At 31.4% G+C, this 20,645-nt stretch carries 19 protein-coding genes; 10 read left to right on the top strand and 9 right to left on the bottom strand.

Annotated elements, in window-relative coordinates; all coding sequences use genetic code 11:
* Positions 1-463: 463 nt before the first annotated feature.
* From surE to ACT53I_RS11080, 4 genes are all read left to right on the top strand, one after another.
* Complete coding sequence (gene surE, locus ACT53I_RS11095) at positions 464-1,231, top strand: 5'/3'-nucleotidase SurE (protein ID WP_476079706.1); 768 nt, start codon at positions 464-466, stop codon at positions 1,229-1,231.
* A gap of 231 nt (positions 1,232-1,462) precedes the next feature.
* Positions 1,463-2,005, top strand: coding sequence for a hypothetical protein (locus ACT53I_RS11090; RefSeq protein WP_476079705.1), 543 nt, complete (start codon positions 1,463-1,465; stop codon positions 2,003-2,005).
* A 746-nt stretch (positions 2,006-2,751) separates the two neighbouring features.
* Positions 2,752-3,123 (top strand): hypothetical protein, encoded by a 372-nt coding sequence (locus ACT53I_RS11085; RefSeq protein ID WP_476079704.1) that lies wholly within the window; start codon positions 2,752-2,754, stop codon positions 3,121-3,123.
* Positions 3,124-3,236: 113 nt separating this feature from the next.
* The gene (locus ACT53I_RS11080) at positions 3,237-4,280 is read left to right on the top strand and encodes a GMP reductase (protein ID WP_104793001.1); all 1,044 of its coding nucleotides are present in this window, start codon (positions 3,237-3,239) and stop codon (positions 4,278-4,280) included.
* A 226-nt stretch (positions 4,281-4,506) separates the two neighbouring features.
* On the opposite strand, the gene ACT53I_RS11075 is transcribed toward ACT53I_RS11080, so the two are convergent.
* From ACT53I_RS11075 to ACT53I_RS11035, 9 genes are all read right to left on the bottom strand, one after another.
* Positions 4,507-5,079 carry a 5'-methylthioadenosine/S-adenosylhomocysteine nucleosidase family protein gene (locus ACT53I_RS11075; protein ID WP_476079703.1) on the bottom strand — a complete coding sequence of 191 codons (573 nt, stop codon included), beginning with the start codon at positions 5,077-5,079 and terminating at the stop codon, positions 4,507-4,509.
* 6 nt (positions 5,080-5,085) lie between these two features.
* A complete protein-coding gene (locus ACT53I_RS11070; RefSeq protein ID WP_476079702.1) occupies positions 5,086-6,405 on the bottom strand; it encodes a DUF6056 family protein in 1,320 nt (439 codons plus the stop codon).
* Position 6,406: 1 nt separating this feature from the next.
* Positions 6,407-7,150, bottom strand: coding sequence for a 3-oxoacyl-[acyl-carrier-protein] reductase (gene fabG, locus ACT53I_RS11065; RefSeq protein WP_069799888.1), 744 nt, complete (start codon positions 7,148-7,150; stop codon positions 6,407-6,409).
* 75 nt (positions 7,151-7,225) lie between these two features.
* Complete coding sequence (locus tag ACT53I_RS11060) at positions 7,226-7,615, bottom strand: DUF1398 domain-containing protein (RefSeq protein WP_476079701.1); 390 nt, start codon at positions 7,613-7,615, stop codon at positions 7,226-7,228.
* Positions 7,616-7,618: 3 nt separating this feature from the next.
* The gene (locus ACT53I_RS11055; RefSeq protein WP_476079700.1) at positions 7,619-8,197 is read right to left on the bottom strand and encodes a YdeI/OmpD-associated family protein; all 579 of its coding nucleotides are present in this window, start codon (positions 8,195-8,197) and stop codon (positions 7,619-7,621) included.
* 11 nt (positions 8,198-8,208) lie between these two features.
* Positions 8,209-8,883 carry a 16S rRNA (cytidine(1402)-2'-O)-methyltransferase gene (gene rsmI, locus ACT53I_RS11050; protein WP_476079699.1) on the bottom strand — a complete coding sequence of 225 codons (675 nt, stop codon included), beginning with the start codon at positions 8,881-8,883 and terminating at the stop codon, positions 8,209-8,211.
* A gap of 1 nt (position 8,884) precedes the next feature.
* The gene (locus tag ACT53I_RS11045) at positions 8,885-9,433 is read right to left on the bottom strand and encodes a type II secretion system protein GspG (protein WP_424307513.1); all 549 of its coding nucleotides are present in this window, start codon (positions 9,431-9,433) and stop codon (positions 8,885-8,887) included.
* A gap of 9 nt (positions 9,434-9,442) precedes the next feature.
* A complete protein-coding gene (locus ACT53I_RS11040) occupies positions 9,443-10,810 on the bottom strand; it encodes a UDP-N-acetylmuramate--L-alanine ligase (protein ID WP_476079698.1) in 1,368 nt (455 codons plus the stop codon).
* Between the two features lie 79 nt (positions 10,811-10,889).
* The gene (locus tag ACT53I_RS11035) at positions 10,890-11,897 is read right to left on the bottom strand and encodes a hypothetical protein (RefSeq protein ID WP_476079697.1); all 1,008 of its coding nucleotides are present in this window, start codon (positions 11,895-11,897) and stop codon (positions 10,890-10,892) included.
* A 59-nt stretch (positions 11,898-11,956) separates the two neighbouring features.
* On the opposite strand from ACT53I_RS11035, the gene ACT53I_RS11030 reads away from it, so the two are divergent.
* From ACT53I_RS11030 to ACT53I_RS11005, 6 genes are all read left to right on the top strand, one after another.
* Positions 11,957-12,541 carry a thymidine kinase gene (locus tag ACT53I_RS11030; RefSeq protein WP_069799881.1) on the top strand — a complete coding sequence of 195 codons (585 nt, stop codon included), beginning with the start codon at positions 11,957-11,959 and terminating at the stop codon, positions 12,539-12,541.
* Positions 12,541-14,988 (top strand): bifunctional UDP-N-acetylmuramoyl-tripeptide:D-alanyl-D-alanine ligase/alanine racemase, encoded by a 2,448-nt coding sequence (locus ACT53I_RS11025; RefSeq protein WP_476079696.1) that lies wholly within the window; start codon positions 12,541-12,543, stop codon positions 14,986-14,988. Before ACT53I_RS11030 ends, ACT53I_RS11025 begins: the two co-directional genes overlap by 1 nt.
* A 35-nt stretch (positions 14,989-15,023) precedes the next feature.
* Positions 15,024-17,180: a patatin-like phospholipase family protein gene (locus tag ACT53I_RS11020; protein WP_476079695.1), complete on the top strand. Its 2,157-nt coding sequence runs from the start codon at positions 15,024-15,026 to the stop codon at positions 17,178-17,180.
* A gap of 12 nt (positions 17,181-17,192) precedes the next feature.
* Positions 17,193-17,603 (top strand): rRNA maturation RNase YbeY, encoded by a 411-nt coding sequence (gene ybeY, locus ACT53I_RS11015; protein WP_476079693.1) that lies wholly within the window; start codon positions 17,193-17,195, stop codon positions 17,601-17,603.
* Between the two features lie 204 nt (positions 17,604-17,807).
* Positions 17,808-19,673 carry a tRNA uridine-5-carboxymethylaminomethyl(34) synthesis enzyme MnmG gene (gene mnmG, locus ACT53I_RS11010; protein ID WP_476079692.1) on the top strand — a complete coding sequence of 622 codons (1,866 nt, stop codon included), beginning with the start codon at positions 17,808-17,810 and terminating at the stop codon, positions 19,671-19,673.
* Between the two features lie 69 nt (positions 19,674-19,742).
* Entirely contained in the window at positions 19,743-20,561 is an 819-nt protein-coding gene (locus ACT53I_RS11005; protein WP_476079691.1) for a class I SAM-dependent methyltransferase, read from the top strand.
* Positions 20,562-20,645: the final 84 nt, after the last annotated feature.

Below are 20,645 nucleotides of genomic sequence, written 5' to 3'. Positions count from 1 at the left end.
ATTATTGGGTATAAGTTATATATTGATAAAGTTTGTTACAATTATTTAATGAGCATTTTTTCTTTAACACATAAGTTACATAAAGATTTAAAATTGAAAATATACAATAGAACAAATAAGAAGAAAATCAAAGATTTTCAAAAACTAATGTGTTCTTATGTTTATTTATCCAGTTTTTATAATCAACTCATGTGTTTTATTTTTTCAAGCATTTTATTTTTTAACACATAAGTCACATAAAGATTTAACTAAAAAATATACAATAGAACATATAAGAAGAAAATCAAAGATTTTCAAAAACTAATGTGTTCTCATGTTTCTTTATCTTGTTTTTTAATCAACTTATGTGTTAAGAAATAAATTTTTGACTGGTAAATTTATAACAAAATAAGCACCAAATTTAATGCCTTATTCAAAAATAGCGCTAATTTTTTAATTAAATTTGTCTAAAATTAAAATTTATATGAAAAAACCTTTGATATTGGTAACCAATGATGACGGAATTACCGCCCCAGGAATTAGAAATTTGGTGAATTTTATGAACGAAATAGGCGAAGTAGTTGTAGTAGCGCCTAATTCACCTCAATCTGGAAAAGGACATGCCATTACCATCAATTCTACCCTTACTTTCGAAGAAATAAATTTAGAAGGACCTCAGCGTGATTATTCACTGAGCGGAACTCCTGTAGATTGCGTAAAATTTGCTCTAGATAAAGTCTTGACCAGAAAACCAGATTTAGTGGTTTCGGGAATTAATCACGGTGCCAATTCTTCGATCAATGTAATTTATTCTGGTACCATGTCTGCCGCAGTAGAAGCAGGTGTAGAAGGTTTACAGTCTATAGGATTTTCTCTGCTGGATTTTGCGTGGGATGCAGATTTCTCACAATGCAAAGACTATATCCAGAATATTGTAAAAAAAGTTTTAGAAAATCCTTTGCCAAAAGGAATTGTGCTGAATGTGAACATCCCGAAACTGAAAAAAGAAGAAATAAAAGGCATCAAAGTTTGCAGACAAGCCAATGCAAAATGGGAAGAAAGTTTTGATGAACGTGTAAATCCTCATGGTAAAAAATACTATTGGCTTACTGGTTATTTTAACAACCAAGACGAAGGAAAAGATGCCGATGAAAACGCACTTGCCGATGGCTACATCTCTGTAGTTCCCGTGAAATTTGATTTAACCGCCCATGAATATTTACAGGAATTGGGAAAGGTTTTGAATAGTTAAAAAAGATTCGCATTTTATGTAGAGTGTAAAAATAGAGCGCAACTCATTTTCTATAATTCTACATAAAATACGAAACAAAACATAAATAAAAAAAACTGATTTACAGCACTATACTCAAATTTCACAAAACATATACACTATTGTAAAACTTTCGTATATTTGGATGTTGTGGCGAAATCCGCTGAGCGGATTACGCCACAACGGTTATGTTAAAAAAACGAAACGAATAAAATGGAAAAATGGAAATCAAATGTTTGGTTAATTATAATTATTTGTGCTTTTATAATTGGATATCCATTCTTTACTATTAAATATTTTGAAACTTCAACAGCATTAAAAATTACAGCAAAATTTTTACTGTTACCAATTGTTCTTTTTTTGCTAATATTTGGACCAAAATTTTATTATAAAAGTGTAAAAACTTTAGATAAAGATATACCGAAAAATAAATTTAAAGAAAAAGCGAGAGATGTATTTTCAATTTTTATGATGATTATTTGTTCGACAGGAATTTTGTTTGGAATTGCATTCTCTCTAATAATTACAACAAATAAATTTTTCGGAAAATCTGAAATTGTAAAAATTAACGAAAGTGTTGAAAAATACGAACCGTATATAACAAAAAATGGAAGATTAAGACATTACATTGATTTTAGAAATCCGAAAACACAAGAAATAATTCATTTAGAAGTTTATCGAGAATATTATGTTGGAGAAATTTTCGAGAAAGAAATGAATTATGGAGCGTGGGGAATTTTATACTCAACCGAATAAAAACACAACCGCTAACACACGTTTGGCGCAATTGCGAATATTGTGTGGTAGATTTACGTTTCGTAAGAAATTTTATCTTTAATAGAAAATAATCAGTTCCGAAGTTCGCAACTTACGCCAATCGTGGGAACGTTACTAGCAATATTAGATGAAAACGCAATTAATATATGACTTTAAAAACGAAACGGACAATAATTTATTTGTTAATTGGCTTATTGGCAATTTACTTCCTATTCGCACTTCTTGAGATTTTTAATCTTACTTCTTTGTATAAAGATCAGGTGGAAATGTCTGCCATGATTTCACATGAAAATGTTTCAAGTGATTTTTTGTGGAATTTGCTTCAAAAAGCGCAGGAATTGACTAACTTGATTAATTTTTTTGAATATACTGCCTTGACAAGTTTGTTTGTTATAATCATACTTATTCTTTGGGAAATTAGAGTGAAGTAAGAAACAAGATGTCTCGGATAACAAATCAGAAACTACAATAAAAACATAAACTCAAAAATCCGCAAATTGCGGATTTTTTTCTGCCAACAAATCCAAAAATTCCTTATTTTTAAACAACTTTTTACATAATATTGCTATCTCCTTAAAAACTAATATCATCTCCTAATGAAATTTTTTTTTCTTCTTAAAAATTGGCAACTTTTTCTACTATCATTTGTATTACCTAATCTTATTTCTTCTTTTAATTTTTTTGAAAATAAAAATCAAGATTTTAAGATGATAAGCATGCTTATAATGATTTTATCAATATTTGGTTGGATTTGGTCAGTGGTAAATGTGCTCTATCACAAGTTGCCCACAAAAGAAACTTTTAACATCTGGAAATTTAGAATTATATTTTTAATGACCATCTCTATTTTGATTTGGATTCTTTGGAAAGTTGAAAATAATTTAATCAAAAATAATGTTTTATTACTTATTTTAGGAGCTTTCACTTATCTGGGATTTATGATTTATCTAGTACTTACTACTGCTAAAACCATCAAATCTGTAGAATTAGAAAAAGAAGTCAGTACTCAAGATTCCTTTCTAGATGCCATTTTAATTTGGATATTTCCTTTAGGAATTTGGATTATTCAACCAAGAATAAATGCCTTAAATAAATAATATCTCTTAATTTGAGAACTTTTCTAAGACAAAAACTAAAATCCGCAAATTGCGGATTTTTTTCTGCCAACAAATCCAAAAATTCCTTATTTTTAACAAAATAATTTTACCAAATGCGCATAGAATATGATATAAAATTGGGTTTCAAAGACGTGATGTTTCGCCCAAAACGTTCTACTCTTAAATCTCGTTCACAAGTAAGTCTGGAAAGAGAATTTATCTTTAGAAATTCTAAAAAAACTTGGCGAGGTGTTCCCATTATCGCTGCCAATATGGATACGGTAGGAACTTTTGAAATGGCTTTAGAATTGGCAAAAGAAAAAATCATTACAGCCATTCATAAGCATTACACGCTAGAAGAATGGTCGGCATTTCTAGAAAATTCTCCAGAAAGCATTTACCAATATATCGCCATCAGCTCTGGAACAGGAAGCAGTGACGAAGAAAAAATTAAAGAAATTATCAGCAAATTCCCGAAGATAGATTTCATCTGCATCGATGTAGCCAATGGTTATTCGGAACATTTTGTGAATTTTGTGAAAAAAGTTCGCGCAGATTTTCCAGATAAAACCATCATCGCAGGAAATGTGGTGACTGGCGAAATGGTAGAAGAACTCATTTTAGCCGGTGCTGATATTATAAAAGTAGGAATTGGCCCTGGTTCTGTGTGCACTACCCGAGTAAAAACTGGAGTGGGTTATCCTCAGCTTTCGGCAATTATAGAATGTGCAGATGCAGCGCATGGTTTGGGCGGACATATCATCGGTGATGGTGGTTGCAAAGTTCCGGGAGATGTTGCCAAAGCTTTTGGTGGAGGCGCAGATTTTGTAATGCTTGGTGGAATGTTTGCTGGTCACGACGAAAGTGGTGGTGAAATGGTGGAAGAAAACGGTAAAAAATTCAGATTGTTCTACGGAATGAGTTCTAAAACCGCTATGGAAAAACACAGTGGTGGCGTTGCAGAATACCGCGCTTCTGAAGGGAAAACCGTAAAAGTAAAATACAAAGGACCTGTTGCTGAAACGGTGAAAGATATTTTAGGCGGAGTTCGCTCTACTTGTACGTATGTTGGTGCTTCTCAACTGAAGGAATTATCAAAAAGAACCACCTTTATCAGAGTGCAAGAACAGCATAACGAAGTCTTTGGCAATGAATAGCTTAGATAAAAAAACTTTTTATTCGCACTAATGCAATTATTTTATTTGCAGCGAATTACAAAATGGTAATTATTATCTAAATGACTGTTAATCAAAGGATTTCTAATCAATATTTTTGGAGGTAAAAAATATTCTTTTTATATTTGCACCCGAAAACACAAGTGCTCCAATAAAATATAATTCTTTGAATTATAATGGCTTAATCCTCGAATTAATCGAGGATTTTCTATTTTATAAGGGTTTCTCTGAGTTTTTGGGCTGCTTTTTTTACTTCTGTACTCCAATCGTCTACTGCGTTACCATCTGCACCATCAGAAATATATTTAAGACACAGAAATGGTAATTTTTCTTCTTTGCACACTTTAGCCAGAGCATACGCTTCCATTTCTATCACGTTGTATTCTGTATTATTGTGTTCCATTTCGAATTGGTCTCCGCTTCCGCAAATTCCATTCGGAACATCTTCTAAAGCGATGCCGTGTTCTAGAATAATCTCACCATTTGCAAAAGGCGTTTCAAACTTTTTAAAGCCAAGCGCCATCACATCCATATCTCTTTGAATAAATTGGGTACAACACACCACATTTCCCTTATTAAAAGCAGTGCTTCCAGCGGTTCCCAGATTAATAATAATATCTGGATTGTACTTTTCTATGCCTTTAAAAAGATGATACGCTGCATTAATCTTCCCTACTCCAGTGAAAATTTTCTGAAAATCATTAAACTTTTCTTGTGCTTCTACTTCTAAAGCAAAAACTAAAAGAGGATTTTGGTATTTTTTATTGTTAATTATGATCATACATTATTATTGAGATTGAAGAAAAATATGTTCTTTTTTATAGAATTTTTCTAGTTGTGAATTAATATAATTTGTCTTATCCTCTGTTCCTAACTCTTGAAAATAAAGAATTTTTGGTTTTGATGGGATGGGTTGCAAATAAATTTTCGACTCTTTGCTATTTCTCAAAAAAAGATGTCTTGCATTGACTTTCTCTTCATATTGAGCTAATTTTGAATACATTACTTCTTGAAAAATTTCGTTGAGATTATAACTCAATCGAAATTTTGTAGATTTCAACTCAAATACATTTATAGTAGGCATAAGCAAAATAAGAGCACTTATCCAAAATAATTTTTTTAAATTTTCAAGATAATGATACACCAAAAGTGAACTTAATAATAGTGTATAAAATGTGATCATATCCAGAGTTCTGCTAGAGTTTAACAAAAATAAAAACCCTGAAAATAAAAGTGTTACCACACTAAAAGCCAGATAAATCTTGAGTCTACTAATAGAAATTTTGCTCAAAATAATTTTAATTTCTATTTCGAAAATTTTAATAAATAAAGGAAGAATCAAAATTATTTTCAAAAAAACGTAGCCTGAATTTATTATAAAAACACCAATTCTTTTAACATTTGTAATCCAAAAATTAGTATCTGATTCTGTCATTCTATTAAAATTTCCTGGCGCTAAAAAACTCAATAAAAATCCAAAAATTCCTATTCCTAAAAAAATAAGATTGTTTTTATGTTTATTCAGAAAAAAATTAAAAATTAAGAATAATAAGAAATATATCGCGATAAATTCATTAGAACCCATCAATAAAATTATAAGTAAAAAAATTATGGGCTTTACTTTTTTATTATGCTGAAATTTTCCAAAAAAATAAATTAAAAAATTAGCTAAAATGAAGGATAGAAAATAAACATTGGCTCCACTTATCCAAAAATAATGTTCTGATATACTAGATAAACAAATAGTGTAAAAAAGAAACAGAATAAAGGATTTTTCTAACGCTTCGGTCTTTTTTTGTTTAAAATAAAACCTCAAATTATTGTAAAATCCAAAAATCAACAGAGTAAAATATGCAATAGGTAAAACTTTCGGAAGCCAATAAAATTCAGATTTTCCTGCTGGAATTATTGTATTTAAAGAATAGGTGAAATACCTACCTCCCCAGTTTTTATATAAGGTAAAAGCATTTTCTAAAGCTCCTAAATCACGAGTTTGTGATGCATAGATATAATCATCGGTCTGAAATACATTAAAAGAACTAATGTAACACAGACCGATAAATATAATTATAGAAATTCCAAAAATTATTTTTTGAAAAAGCTTCATTTTAAGTAAGCATTCCGCCATCTACATTCATGACTTGACCGGTAACATAGGCAGACATTTCGCTTCCGAAGAACACACAAGCGTTTGCTACATCTTCTGGAGTTCCGCCACGTTTTAAAGGAATAGCATCTCTCCAACCTTGTACGGTTTTCTCGTCTAAAACAGCCGTCATTTCAGTTTCTATAAATCCTGGCGCAATTGCATTACATCTGATATTTCTAGAACCCAATTCCAAAGCTACAGATTTCGTGAAACCAATTACTCCAGCTTTAGAAGCTGCATAATTCGCTTGTCCTGCGTTACCTTTTACCCCAACTACAGAAGTCATGTTAATAATAGAACCGCTTCTTGCTTTCATCATTGGTTTAATCACGGCTTTAGTCAAGTTGAAAACAGAATCTAGATTTACTTTGATAATCGTATCCCAATCTTCTTTTGACATTCTGAGCATTAAATTATCTCTGGTAATTCCGGCGTTATTGATTAAAATATCGATTTTTCCAAATTCTGCCATTACATCATCTACCAATTTCTGAGCTGCTTCATGGTCTGAAGCATCTGATTGATAACCTTTGATTTGGGTAACAGAACTTAATGATTTTTCTAATTCCTGTGCTTTTTCTACAGAACCTGCATAAGTAAAAGCCACTTTCGCACCTTGTGCTGCAAAAACTTCTACAATTCCTTTTCCGATTCCGCGAGTTCCTCCTGTGATAAGAGCCACCTTTCCTTCAAGTAGTTTCATAACAATTGTTTATTTTTTTAATTTGTGCTATGGATTTCGCTTTCGCTTAATTCATAAATAATTTGTCAAAGATAATTAATTTGGAATTTCCTCCACTAAAATTTCATGGTCAGATTGATCATAGTAAGTACAAGTCATCTGATTTAAATCTACTTTCCACTTCTCAATTCCCGCTTCTGCACAATCTTTACAGAAGGTAAAATAATCCGTTTTTCCTTGTTGATGCAATTTTAGTTGTGCCATAAATTTATGTGCATCTGTAATTTCTGCAATGTATAATTCCTCATATTGAGGATGAGAATTTATGCTAAAATTATTCTCTCCAAAATATTGAGTATGGCTATCTTTTACAAAAGTTTCAAAAGCAATCACTCCCAATTCTTTAATGTCTTGGATATATTTAGGAAAATCCGCACCAGTTTTTACTTTTTCGAGGGCTAATTCTATTTGTTGTACTGTAAACATTTTTTAATCATTTAAACCTTTTCCTTCAAATATTTTTGGTTTTAGTTTTTCTATTCTTGAAATTCTAGTCGCCGATTGTTTTGCTGAAGAAAAATGCAGTAAATATGCGCGTTGTCTTCCAGGAGTTAGAGATTTAAACGTCTTTTCAAAATCTTTATCTTGGCTAAAAATTTCTTCTAATTCTTCGGGTAATTTTTGTTCTTCTATTGTTTTGAAAGTAACTTTTGCTCCAGATTTTTCGAGGGCAATCATTTCTTTGATGTAGTCTTTCAAAATAGATTCTAATCCAATGATTTGATGTAGATTAGTAAACTTTACGATTTTTGCTGATTGAGTGTTTTGACCTGCAAATTCTAAGATTTTATGTTCGTCTTTCAGCAAAACTCCTTTGAAAAAACTCAATGTACAAAAGTCTTTGAAACTACCCAAAATAATGAGATTGCTTCCATTAAAAGAATAACACGGTTGATACCATTTTACCTCCTCCGTTAAACCACAATCCAAAACAATGGAACGAAGTTTTGCAAGTTCTTCTTTCCAGTTTTTATTTTTGCCAATAAGTTCTTCTACGGTGGGTTTCATGTCAGAAAAATTTACAAAGTGTTATTCACAATCAAAACAATTTCGCCTTTTAGTGTTTTACTTTTAGAAAAAGCAATGAGTTCATCAATTGTTCCGCGCTTGGTTTCCTCGAATTTTTTAGAGATTTCTCGGCTTAAACTTACTTTGGTATTTTCTCCGAAAAATTCTTTAATCTGTTCTAAAGTGGTATTAATTTTATGCGGACTTTCGTATAAAACAATGGTTTTTTTCTCTTCAGCAAGTTGTTTTAGTTTGGTTTGTCTGCCTTTTTTTTGAGGTAAAAACCCTGCGAAATAAAAATCGTGATTCGGTAAACCAGAAACCACCAAAGCTGGAACAAAAGCAGTTGCACCAGGAAGACAAATCATCTCCAAATCTTCATCTGCACAAGCTTTCCCAAGCAAATATCCAGGATCTGAAATTCCTGGAGTTCCTGCATCGGTAATAATCGCAATATTTTGTCCGGATTTCAAATCTGAAATTACTTTTTCCGTTGCAGTATGTTCATTATGAAGATGATACGATTTTAGAGGTTTAGAAATTTCGTAGTGCTTTAACAAAATTCCCGAAGTTCTGGTGTCTTCACAAAGTATATAATCTACTTCTTTCAGTACTTTTATCGCTCTGAAAGTCATATCTTCTAGGTTTCCAATCGGTGTTGGAACAAAATATAGGATTCCGCTCATTTTATTTTTTTATCCAGCCTACTTTACTATCACTCTTCACATTCGGAAAAATATCATCTTTTGTTTTAGCAACTCCATCTAACCCAACAGAATAAAGTGAATATTTATCTCCCAAATTTTCATAAATAAAGATATCTTTTTCACTTGAATTTAAGCCTTTTATGGGATCCTGAATATTAACAAGAGTATCACCATTTTGAAGCTGTTTTAAACTATCTGGATATTTTCCATTTTCTAACTTAAAATATTCAATATCTTTAACTAATTCATTAACTTGATATTGTGATAATTCTGCCCAACTTTCTCTTACTTTACTAGACTTTTCAATTCCGAAATACATGAAAGAATACACGAAAACGGTAAAAACCATGCATAAAACTCCGATAATAATTAGCTTTTTGTCTTTGTATTTAATTAATCCATAAAGAGTTAAACCAATTCCAACAAAAAAACCAACTAAAGGAATAAAACCTAATAAACCTAACAAATAAGGAGGTTTATTCATTTCTTTTGAAACATTCTTTGGATTTGCATTTTCAAATTCTAACATATCAAAATTTTACAATTTCTCATACAAATCCTTACAAAATTCCTCCAAGCTAGGATCTCTCGCTCCCATCAATAGTAAAACCGAATTTTTTGATAATGAAGGTCTTCCTTTTTCTAAAAATAGATTTCTATCTTCTACGAAGTAGGCTTTTTTGCCTTTCGCTTTTATGTCTTCAATTAAATCGTTTGCAGAAATATCTTTCACAGCGGTTCCGCCTGCGTAAAAAATTTCGCTCATCCAGATTTCATCATTTTCACGAAGTGTATTCGAGATTTCTTCTACAAAATCATTTCTCAAAAATCTTGTCGGTCCATAACCATGCGGTTGAAACCAAGCCACCACTTTTTCTGCCAAAGGTTGACAAGCCTTAATACTTGCAGCACATTTTGCAGGATTGTGAGCATAATCATCAATCACCCAAACTCCATTTTTTTGACCTAGAATCTGATGACGACGATAAATTCCTTCATATTTTGATAAGCTTTCGGCACAAGTTTTTAAATCAACCCCAATTTGATTGGCAACCGCAACTGCAGCTGTAGCATTTTCTACAGTGTGCTGTCCGATTGCGTTCATTGTAAATTCTTGATTATCAATTTCAAAGCTTAATTTAAAACCTTCTTGTTTGAAGTTTTTAGCTGTAAAACCTGCCTCAGTTTCAAAACCGAAATCGTTATTTATATTCGCCGACAAAGTTTTTGCTAATGCATTCGATTGATTTACAACAAATAAACCTTTAGTATTATTTTTAAAAATGGTAAAAAGTTCTATCAATTCATCAATTTCTTGATGGTCTTTATCAATATTCAAAAGCAAACCAATTTCTGGTTCGTATTGAACAACCGAACCATCGCTTTCATCAGCTTCTATAATCAGCCAATCTCCTTTCCCAACGTAAGCATTGCCAATTTTTCCTTGTTTGATAATGCTCGTTAAACCCGCTCCAGAAATAATAGACGGCTCTAAACCTGCATCCAACAAAATTTGAAAAAGCATTGCCGAAGTAGTTGATTTTCCAGAAGTTCCCGCAACTGCAACCGTTTTTTTACTTTTCGCAATCATCGCGAGAAGTTGGCTTCTTTTAATAATCGGAATTCCGAGTTCTTTGGCTTTTTTTACTTCGTAAACGGTGTCTTCAATCGCGGTAGAAACCACTACCAAATCGGTTTCAGCTGTAATTCCACTTCCGTCTTGTAGAAAACACTTTATTCCTTCATTTTCAAGTTGTTCCTTGGTTTTATTGTATTCATCAGGATGAAAATATCGGTCGCTTCCCGATACATTTTTGCCAATTCCCTGCAAGTATTGAGCAATTGCACTCATCCCAACTCCTGCAACACCTATGAAAAAAGGATTTTTAAAATCTGAAATATTCATTATTTTTTAGTTGATGGTTAATGGTTGATGGTTGTTGGAATTCTTCTATCAACTAACAACCTTCAACAGACAACCAATTTTACATAAATTTATTTTCTACTAAGCTCCACAATCTCTGTGCGTATTCATCTACTTTTTCCCAACCTTTTTCATAATAAACTTCACTGAGATATTCCTTCGCTTGTTCTAGAGTAGCATAAGAATTCAGACGATTCACCACTTGATTCAGTTCTACCTGACTTCCGTTAAAAAGAACTTTGGTAAAAGCAATTCTGTCATTAATATCTAACTTAAAATCTGGAAGTGTTTTTTCGGCTTCCATATAATCTGTAGGAAGATTAGTTTTCAGTAAACTTGGTGCTTTTTTCTCTTCTGGAAGATGAGTAACATCTATTTTTTCTTGAATATGTTCTAAAGGATCATCATCAAAAAGGCTTTGAACAGTAGCTTTCAGTCCTTTAATATGCGCCAATTTAAATTTTTTCTCGTGATGTTCTTTGGTTTCGTGATGAGACTCTTCTTGGCTCACGGTTTTTTCTTCAGAAGTTAGCTCAGATTTTTCTTCGTGATGATGAACAGGAGCAGGAATATCTATAATTTTTCTTCTTTCCTCATGAAGTCTTTCTTCTTCATCTTTTTTCTCCATTTCTTCTTTAGCCAAAGTAATTTCAGAAATTTCTTGCTCTTTTTCTTTTTCTATATTTTCAGCTAATTCATTGATATTCTGTTCTTTTTCAATGAAATATTCTTCGTCAAGTTTTTCTGACACTGCATTTTCTTCAACTGCTGGTTCCTCCTCTAGTTCTTCTTCAATTTCTGCAGCAGGTTGACTGAAATCATCTACTTTTTTAGTATCAATTTCAAAGTTTATCACCTGTCTTTCAACATCTTGTTCTACATTTTCTTCGGTACGAATAACAGAAAGCATCTCTGAATAATTTTTCAAAGAAATAACCTTTTCATGAAGTTCTGTGAAAACTCCTACTTCTGCTATAAAATCTTCTTCATTAGAAAAAGATGAAATCTTTGAAATCAATTCTTTAATTTCAGCGAATAATCTTTCTTGTGTTTCTTGTAATTTTTGCATGGCAAATCTTTTAATTTTTGCGTAAATTTGAAACTTATTTATATCTGCTAATTTAGACAATGTTTTTAGAAAATACAATAAACCACGCAAAACAAAGTGGATGGATGGAAGTAATTTGTGGCTCAATGTTTTCGGGGAAAACCGAAGAACTGATTCGCAGATTGCGCAGAGCTGAAATGGCTGGACAAAAAGTAGAAATTTTCAAACCGAAGATAGATACTCGCTATGATGAGGAAGAAGTTGTTTCTCATAATCACAACAAAATTAGAAGTACTCCTGTAGAAAGTTCAAACGAAATTTTACTACTGGGTTCTACTTGTGATGTGGTAGGAATAGATGAAGCACAGTTTTTCGATGATGGAATTGTAGAAGTAGCTAATCAATTGGCTAATAACGGAATACGAGTAGTAATTGCAGGTCTAGATATGGATTTCTTAGGAAGACCTTTCGGACCGATGCCTTTTTTAATGGCAACCGCAGAATACGTGACAAAAGTGCACGCCATTTGTAAAACCACAGGAAACTTGGCCAACTATTCTATGAGAACTTCTAGCAGCAAAGACTTGGTACAACTTGGGGAAACCGATAGTTACGAAGCCGTAAGCAGAAGAATTTTTATAGACGAAGTTTTGAATAAAAAATAATGAATTACACCACAAAAGAAATAGCAGAAATTACTCAATCTCAAATTATTGGGGATAAAAATCTGCAAATTCATCATATTGCTTTTGACAGCAGAAATATTTATTCTACCCTCAAAACTGCTTTTATCGCCATCAATACTCACAAAAATTCTGGTGAGAAATACATTTCGCAAGCGATAGAAAAAGGAATTAAAGTCATTATTTCTGAAAATTTTTATTCAGAATACGACGGAATTACATGGATTATTGTAGAAAATTCTGTAAAATTTCTACAAGATTTAGCGCATTATCATATTGAAAATCATCCTATTAAAACCATAGGAATTACGGGAAGTAACGGAAAAACCATTGTAAAAGAATGGTTATACCAATGTTTGTGGAATGAATTCCCCACCGTGAAATCCCCAAAAAGTTTTAATTCACAGATTGGTTTACCGATTTCTCTATTGCAAACTTCGGAAAAACATCAAGTAGGAATTTTCGAAGTGGGAATTTCTAAACCACAAGAAATGAAGACTTTAGAAGAGATTTTTTCTCCTAAAATTGGAATTTTGACTCATATTGGAACTGCGCACTCCTCTAATTTCGAAAATGAACTTCAGCTGATTAAAGAAAAACTGATTCTTTTTAAAAATTCAGAAATTATTATCTATAATGGTGATAATGAGCAAGTTTGTAAAGAAATAAAAACACAATATTCTGATAAAAAACTGATTAGCTTTGGTCTAAAAACTCATAATGATGTAAAAATTATCTGTGATTATAAAGATAGAAATCAAGAAATTTTAGTTCAGTATTTCTCGGAAAAATTGAGTTTTCCTGCGAACCAAAGAGACGAAGCTACATTGACCAATGCTTTGGCGGTAATATGTATTTTAAAAGAATTTGGTTTTACCAACGAAAAAATAGTTGAAAAAATCAACAACCTGAAAGCGGTAGAAATGCGCTTAGAAAGTGTAAATGGAGTTCGTAATAATTTGATTATCAATGACTCTTTTAACTTAGATTTAGACTCGCTCATTATTGCATATCAGTTTATTAATCAGTATAATAGAGAAGAAAAAACCTTAGTTCTTTCGGATATTTTTGATGTAAAAAATGATGATATTTCACTTTATCATAAAGTCGCAGAAATTACCAATCAGCAAAATTTCAAACAGATATTTTTAGTTGGCAATCAAATTTCTAGATTTCAAGAAAAATTTAATGCTAAAACCTATACTTTTTCTACCACAAAAGAATTATTAGAAAGCCAACAGCTCAATTCTCTTGAAAATCAATTGATTCTACTTAAAGGAGCAAGAATTTTTGAATTTGAGAAAATAAAATCGCATTTAGAACTTCAAAAACATGATACTGTTTTAGAAATAAATCTCAATGCCATTCTGCATAATATTAACGTTCATAAATCATTACTAAAACCAGAAACCAAAATGTGTGCAATGGTAAAAGCCTATTCTTATGGACTTGGTGGTTATGAAATTGCAGAATTTTTACAACATCATCATATTGATTATCTGGGAGTTGCATACGCAGATGAAGGAGTAGACCTTAGAAAAAATGGAATCACTACACCCATTTTGGTCATGAATCCTGAACAAGGTAGTTATGATGTGATTATAGATTATAATCTCGAGCCAGAAATTTACAGTTTAAGAGTATTAGAACTTTTTACCAATCAATTGCAATTAAAGGGAATTCAGCAGAAATATCCTATTCATATCAAAGTAGAAACGGGGATGCATCGTCTTGGATTTAAGGAACATGAAATAGATGAATTGGTTGAAAATCTTAAAAAATACAATGTAAAAGTTGCCAGTATTTTCAGTCATCTTTCTTCTGCAGACGTTCCTGAAGAAGATGATTACACGATGGAGCAAATTCACACGTTCCAAAGAGTTTCTTCTAAAATTTCTGAAGCTTTGGGTTATCAACCCATCAGACACATTTTAAATACTGCTGGAATTACCTATTATTCTGATTATCAGTTTGAAATGGTAAGAATTGGAATAGGAATGGTAGGAATTTCTGCTAATCCAAAAGTGAAAAAACAATTACAAAGTGCTGTAACTTTTAAAACCGTAATTTCACAAATTTCTGAGGTAAAACAAGGAGAATCAATAGGTTACAACAGAAAATACAAAGCAGAAAAAGACACCAGAATTGCTACTATTCCTGTAGGTTATGCAGACGGAATTCCAAGATTAATTGGCAACAAAAAAGGATTTGTAGGCATTCAAAACCAAAAAGTATCCATCGTAGGAAATATTTGCATGGATATGTTAATGGTTGATTTACAGAATATTAAAGCCAAAGAAGGAGATGAAGTGATTATTTTTAACGGTAATCCTACTTTGGAAGAATTTTCTGGATATTGCCAGACCATTCCTTATGAAGTTCTTACTTCTATTTCTAGAAGAGTCAAAAGAATCTACATAAAAGATTAAAACACCACACCAAAACACCCAAATATTTCTCACAAATGAAAAAATTAATATTTTATATATTATTGATTTTCTTCACTTTACATGCAAATGCTCAAGTGAAAGAAAATCTAAAAATTCCCAAAAATCCTAAAATTGGATTGTCACTTTCTGGAGGCGGAGCAAAAGGATTTGCGCATGTAGGCGTTCTAAAAGTGCTGGATTCTCTAGGTGTAAAAGTAGATTACATCTCTGGAACTAGTATGGGAGCGATTGTAGGCGGTTTATACGCTTCTGGTTACACCGGAAAAGATATTGAAAAAATTATTTTAGACACCGATTTTTATAATTTGATTTCTAATCAAAATAACCGCGCCGAAAGTTCTTTTTTCAATAAATCCGTTGATAAATATCTACTAAAAGTTCCCATAAAAAATGGAAAAGCTACACTTCCCACTTCTATTTCTTCTGGTCAAAAAAATCTATACTTGCTCAAAGAATTATTCAAAAATGTATCTAATATAAACGATTTCAGTAAGTTACCAATACCTTTCATGTGTGTAGCGACCAATTTAGAAACTGGAAAAATCAAAATTTTTGAAAACGGAGATCTCTCAGAATCTATTTTGGCAAGTTCTGCGTTTCCCTCATTAATGGATCCTGTGAAAATAGGCGATAGTATTTATGTAGACGGAGCAATGACGGTGAATTATCCATCAGAATTTCTCAAGAAAAAAGGAATAGACATTGTGATAGGTGTAGATTTAAATCAAGGACTTAATAAAAGGGATAAAATCAATAGCATTGTAGATATTTTGAATCAAATCATTGATTTTGGGATTGTAGAAGAAACCAAAAATCAAATAAAATTTACGGACGTAAATATAAAACCTAATCTTGAAGGTTTAGGAGTAACCAGTTTTGATGATAAAGCCAAAATTCTAAAATCTGGCTACACAGAAGCGATGAAATATGTAGAAGTTTTTGACAAACTTCCTAAAAAAGGCTTTGAATATCTTAGAATTCCTGTTAACCCTATTTATTCTAATATTTATAAAATTGATGGATTAGAGTTAGAAAACAACAAAATTTACAGCAAATATTACGTTCAAGGAAAGATGAATCTCCTGATTCCATCAGTACAAACCTATGGAAAGATTAATAAAATGGTAGACAAGCTCTACGCTACTAACAATTATAAAATCATTAATTACGATATAATACAACGCGAGAATAAGAACATTCTTAAACTTAATGTTAGCGAAGATGACACAAGGTTTTTCTTAAAATTCGGTTTACATTATGATGAGATTTTCAAATCTGGTTTATTGGCCAATATTACCATAAAAAGACTTATTTTTAAGAACTCTAATATCTCTATAGATGGTGTTTTCGGGGATAAACCTAGATATTACATCAATTATTTCATTGATAACGGTTATATTCCAGGATTTGGCTTCTATGCTTCTGGAATGAGTTTTGACTTAGAAAATGCAGATGGAACTGCTGTGAATAAATGGAATTGGTACAGAAATGAAGCATTTATTCAATCCATTTGGAAAGATAAATTTGCTTTTGGTCTAGGTTTAAGTCATGATAATTTTTCTACTAAAGAAATTATCACCAATAATGAAAAATTCGGGAATTATTTCAATCCTTTCATGTTTATGAGAGCGGATAATCAAGACAGTAAGTCTTTCCCAAAAAGAGGATTTTATACTAACATAGAAGCAAAAATTTATAACATATTTGATGACGAACAGAATAAAAGAGCTTTCCAAATCAAAGCAGATTTACGAGGAAATTTTCCAATCACAAAATGGTTAACTTATCGTTTGTCTACTTTTTATGGAATTTCTATCAATCCTGTTAATGATTTTTACCAATATCATTTAGGAGGAGTTTTTGACCAAAGAATCGTTAATTTTGTAAGATTTAATGGATATAATCTTGGCGAAGAAAAAGGAAATAATATTTTTACTGTTTCTAATAACTTTCAGTTTAATTTTTACAGAAATTTTTATGTGATTGCAGGAATTAATTCGGCCAATATTTTTGAAAACTTTGATGATTCTAAATTCATTGATTTGAAATATAATTCAGCCGCAATTACACTAGGATACGATTCACCTTTTGGTCAGGTGAAACTTAATTACAGTCACGCCTTCAAATCTAAACCTGGAATTTTCACTGTAGTTCTTGGTCACTGGTTCTAAAATAATACATTCATGATACATTTTTTTTACGAAAATATAGACGAAAATATAGACGAAAATCTTAAAAATTGGATCGAAAATATCATTGTTTCTGAGGGAAAAAAACTCGGAGAAATCAATTATATTTTCTGTGATGATGAATATTTGCTCAAAATCAATCAAGATTTTTTAGACCATGATTATTATACAGATATCATTACTTTCGACCAAGTTCGTGGAAAAACCATTTCAGGAGAGATTTTTGTATCTTTGCAGCGAATTAAGGACAATGCTAGTCTTATTTCAAAAAATTACGAAGAAGAAAAGAAAAGAGTAATTGCACATGGCATTCTTCACCTTTGTGGTTATAAAGATAAAACCGAAGAAGAACAAAAAACAATGCGTGCAAAAGAAGATTTTTATTTGTCATTAAAAATAAACTAAAGATTTTTAGAAGCTATTCCCGCTTTCCGCACTCGCTTTTTTATATTTTCCAGACGCTTTTTGCCCATATAGAAAATATAAAAAGAGCTCAAACAAATGCTATAATCGGGGCTAGTTACACTCCGTAATTGGTAGAAAATTTATACAATGTTTCACGTGAAACATTTTAAATAAAATAGAAAATTTATAAATAAATAGATATAAATGTTATTTAACGAAACATATGATGTAATCGTAGTAGGAGCTGGTCACGCTGGTTGCGAATCTGCTGCCGCTGCTGCTAATCTAGGTTCTAAAACCATGCTTATTACGATGAATATGCAAACCATCGGACAGATGTCTTGTAATCCAGCAATGGGTGGTATTGCAAAAGGACAAATTGTAAGAGAAATAGATGCAATGGGTGGTTTTAGCGGAATTGTAGCGGATAAATCTGCCATTCAATTTAAGATGCTTAACCTTTCAAAAGGACCTGCAATGTGGTCTCCTAGAACACAAAATGATAGAATGAAATTCGCAGAAGAATGGCGTTATGTTCTAGAAAATACACCAAATCTTGACTTTTTTCAGGATATGGTGAAATCTTTAATCATAAATAATGGCAAAGTAGAAGGCGTAATAACTTCTTTAGGTATAGTAATTAAAGGAAAATCTGTGGTTTTAACCAATGGAACTTTCCTAAATGGACTCATTCACGTTGGTGATAAACAGTTAGGAGGAGGAAGAATGGGAGAACCAAAAGCTTATGGAATTACCGAACAATTGGTAGATTTAGGCTTTGAAGCTGGTAGAATGAAGACAGGAACTCCAGTTCGTGTAGACGGAAGAAGCCTTGATTATTCTAAGATGGAAGAACAAGCAGGAGATAAAAATCCTCAAAAATTCAGCTATTTAGATACTCCTAAATTAACGAAACAACGCAGTTGTTTCATTACTTATACCAATGATACCGTTCACGAAATTCTAAGAACTGGATTTGATAAATCTCCAATGTTTAATGGTACTATCCAAAGTATTGGACCAAGATATTGTCCAAGTATTGAAGATAAAATCAATCGTTTTGCAGAAAGAAATCGTCATCAATTATTTGCTGAACCTGAAGGTTGGAATACGGTAGAAGTTTATGTAAATGGCTTTAGTTCTTCCCTTCCTGAAGATGTTCAATTGAAAGCATTACATAATGTTCCTGGCTTTGAAAAAGCTAAAATTTTCAGACCTGGTTATGCTATAGAATATGATTACTTCCCTCCTACTCAATTAAAGCATACTTTGGAAACCAAATTGATAGAAAATCTTTATTTTGCTGGTCAAATTAATGGAACTACTGGTTACGAAGAAGCTGCAGGACAAGGTTTAATGGCAGGAATTAACGCTCATAATAAAGTCCACGAAAAAGATGAATTCATACTTAGCAGAGATGAAGCATATATCGGAGTTTTAATAGATGATTTAATTACCAAAGGAACCGAAGAACCATACAGAATGTTTACTTCTAGAGCAGAATACAGACTGCTTCTAAGACAAGATAATGCTGATATTAGACTTACAGAAAAAGCTTTCAATCTTGGTCTAGCTAAAGAAGAAAGACTCAAAAATATGGAAGAAAAAGTGGCTAAATCTTCGGAATTAGAAGAATTTCTGAGAGAAACTTCTTTAAAACCTGGTATTATCAATCCTATTCTAGAAGCTAATGAAAGTTCACCGGTAGACCAAGCGTACAGAGCTGCACAAATTCTTACCAGACCTAATCTTTCCTTAGAAAAATTAACTGCTATTGATTTCATCAAAGAAAAAGTAGAACAGTATAATGAAGAGCAAAAAGAACAGGCAGAAATTAATATCAAGTATAAAGGTTATATAGAAAAAGAAAGAGATAATGTAGCTAAATTACAAAGATTAGAAACCATCAGAATTCCAGAAGATTTTGATTATTCTAAAATTTCATCTCTTTCCGCTGAAGCAAAACAAAAGCTCAATAAAATTCAACCTAAAACCATAGCACAAGCCGGAAGAATTTCTGGAGTTTCTCCAGCAGATATTAATGTACTACTTATTTATTTAGGAAGATAAAGTAAAATGTTTCACGTGAAACATTTTTGAAATTTGTAATAAATTTAGATTGGACTTAGCAAATTAAACATGAAAATAAAAGATCATTTTTTAAGCAAAGAAATTTTTGAAATTAAAGAAACCGAAATAGAAGGAATTTTTAAAACTTACCCTATTCCAGAAAATTTAGGTAAGTATTATGAGAGTAAAGATTACATTTCTCATCACCAAGATTCTAATTCTTTAAAAGAAAAAATTTACAAATTTGCTCAATCTTTTAATTTAAATTATAAAAGAAATATTCTTTCTTCTGTAAGTTTTGAAAATGCTAAAGTTCTAGATTATGGTTGCGGTGCTGGTGAATTTTTAAAACATATAGAAAATGATGTCCAAACTTTCGGATATGAACCAAGTGACGATGCCAAAAATTTTGCCAAACAAAAAACTACCAAAACAAAGTTTATAGAAAACTTAAATGAAATAGAAAACGCTAGTTTAGATGTAATAACACTTTGGCATGTTTTTGAACATATCGAAAATCAGACTGAGATACTCTCATTATTTTATGACAAATTAAAATCAAACGGTCATTTAATAATTGCTGTTCCCAACTGTACTTCTTATGATGCAAAATATTATAAAGATTTTTGGGCAGCTTATGATGTACCTCGTCATATTTTTCATTTCTCAAAAAAAGGAATGGAAAAATTTTTCAACACCGAAAATTGGAAATTACAAAAAATAAAACCTCTCCTACTCGATTCTTATTACATTTCTATTTTGAGTGAAAAATATAAGAAAAATCCACTTTTTTGGATTTTTGGAGGAATTCTAGGAGCAATTTCGAACATAAAAGCATCAAAAAACGGCGAATTTTCAAGTTTGGTATATATTATCAAAAAAAATTAGAAAATCGATTTTTAAGCTATTTATGAAAGTCATTTTTCAGCTATTTTGTTTAAAATTTCAACTTTTTAGAAATTTTATACTTTA

Source organism: Cloacibacterium sp. DMC96, from assembly GCF_056313765.1.
The sequence above is the reverse complement of the archived record's forward strand: the minus strand, read 5'-3'. Positions and strand labels throughout refer to the sequence as shown.